This window comes from Porphyromonas sp. CAG:1061 (assembly GCF_000435035.1).
GTDB lineage: Bacteria > Bacteroidota > Bacteroidia > Bacteroidales > Porphyromonadaceae > Porphyromonas_A > Porphyromonas_A somerae.
Genome location: NZ_HF988943.1, coordinates 7,532 through 9,664, shown reverse-complemented (window position 1 = coordinate 9,664; position 2,133 = coordinate 7,532). Strand labels below are relative to the sequence as shown.

2 protein-coding genes are annotated in these 2,133 nt (G+C 51.8%); both read left to right on the top strand.

Annotated elements, in window-relative coordinates; genetic code table 11:
* Positions 1 to 1,128 (top strand): hypothetical protein (locus tag QVO39_RS07950; protein ID WP_353867188.1); only part of this gene is annotated, 1,128 nt, incomplete at its 5' end.
* 51 nt (positions 1,129 to 1,179) lie between these two features.
* A partial coding sequence (locus QVO39_RS07945; RefSeq protein WP_288171938.1) for a DUF4876 domain-containing protein occupies positions 1,180 to 2,133 on the top strand: 954 nt, incomplete at its 3' end.

Genomic DNA, 2,133 nt, shown 5'->3' with positions numbered 1-2,133 from the left:
GGCGTTGGTCCCGATTACCTCCGTGTAGTGGGTGGGCAAAAGCGCCTCTGGGGCCTTTGCTTCTACTTCTATAATAAGGATGGCAAGCTCATCAACGACAATATCTACGAGCACTCCGACCAATATCAGATATTCTTCTCCATCAGCGACCTAGATGATAAGGGACAGCCCTACGACGTAATGGACGTACGCTTCCGCAATGGAGTGAGCGATGAAAATTATAGAAACCAAAATTACAAGCCGATGCCACTCAATATGGAGGCCTATAAGAATGAGAAGCCTATCCCCTCGGAGTATTTCCAAAACCGCAAGACCTTTGAGGAGCGGAGAGAGGTATCGCGTACAGTATTCCGCTACACCTATCGAGATACCTGGACTCAGGATGATATGGCCGATGGCGTTCGCACCCTCTACAATATCCGCCTACTCCCCCCTACGCTCCGCAGCGAGTACTTCCTAGCCTCTTGCCCACAGGATCAAGACAATGTAGGGCTAAAGGGACACCTCGAATTCGACTATCGCGGAGGCATCGAAAAGGTACTCGATGATAGAGAGCCGATGATCGAAGACTTCGATGGATTGCTACACAATGCCTACAAGCACGATGAGGCGGTAGACCAAAGGAAGTGGCCACTCCTCCTCGCACCACGACACAAGACCGATAACGAGGGCAAAGAGATCCTCGACGAAAATGGCAAGCCCCAGCTCCTCCCTGCCGAAGAGTATACCCGTATCGGTGGCTCTACCAATCTGCTACCACAGTTTTTCCTAGCAGTGAGGGTGATGAAGTGCGAGAAGGGACGCAAATTGGTGCTCCCTAGCCGTGACGAAAGCTACTCAATCAATAATAAGCCCCCACGCACAGGGTACATCTGCCAAGAGTTCGACAACCCCAAGATGGAGGCATCGGGCTGGCAAGAGGTGGTCCGCTTCAATATCCCGATCAAGGTCTACACCTCGGGCTTTGATAGCGACCCTGCCAATACCAATGAGCAAGAGCCCTACTACCTACACCTAGGGAGAGAGATAGGCCTTACCCCAGCAGAGGCCTTCCAAGCGGTTGCCAACCTCAAGACACACGGCGCTGCCGGCACTGGTGGCAATGGGTATGGAGCATGGTTCCTATAACCCTCCCCTTTGAATAGCATTATTTACTGAAAAGATATAAAGTTAGCATCTATGAATAAGCGAATAACTCATTTCACCCTCCCCTTCCTCATAGCAGTCCTACTCACCAGTTGCTTAGGGCTCAAGAAGGAGGAGATTGCCATGAAAGAGAAAAACCTGATCATTCAGGAGGTCTTCTACATCGGCACTGAGGACGAAGTCGTGTGGCCAAGCGGATTAAAGGGCTGGACCTCCTACAGCCACGATACCTATATACGTATCTACAATCCCACCAATAAGACCCTCTACCTTGATGGTCTTTGCCTGGCACGCTCCGCCTTCCAAAACGACGTAGCCATCGACCTCAAGGGCGATGAAAACTTTGCCTCTACCCACGTGGCGGTAGATAACCTCTGCATGTTCCCAGGTAGTGGACAAGATTATCCTATCAAGCCAGGAGAGTACAAGACCCTCACCTCGGTAGCGATCAATCACACCCTAAATGTGGAGGAGCTATACGAGCGATACAAGTTTCAATGCTCACTCAGCTACGACAATGGCGACGGCACCTTTGGTACCAATATCGACCTTGGCAACGGCGTGAAGTACGCCAAGCAGAGCTCTCGCAAAGCATGCAACCTCGAAGGAGCCGACTTTGAGTGGCTCTCCCCACAGCAAATCCTCTACAAGTACCAGTTGGTGGATGAAAATAGTGTACCCAATATGATCCCCCTCTTCGGTTCCTTTGGCTACCTGGATCAAGAGTTCCTCAGCAGTGCCCCCTTTGGCATTCCTACCAATCGCTCCATCCTGCTCCTGAAGCTAGGGGCAGCACCCGAGGAGCTAGACCAGCAAAAGTACTGGTGGGATTATGAGACAGGGCACCCCAGCCCCATGCACTCACAGGAGCTCCCCTACCACAAGGCACACCAAAAGGGCGATGCACACGCCATCCGAGTACCCAATGACTGGATCATCGATGCGGTGACCATCTGCGACCAAAAGGATTATAAGCGACAGCGACTG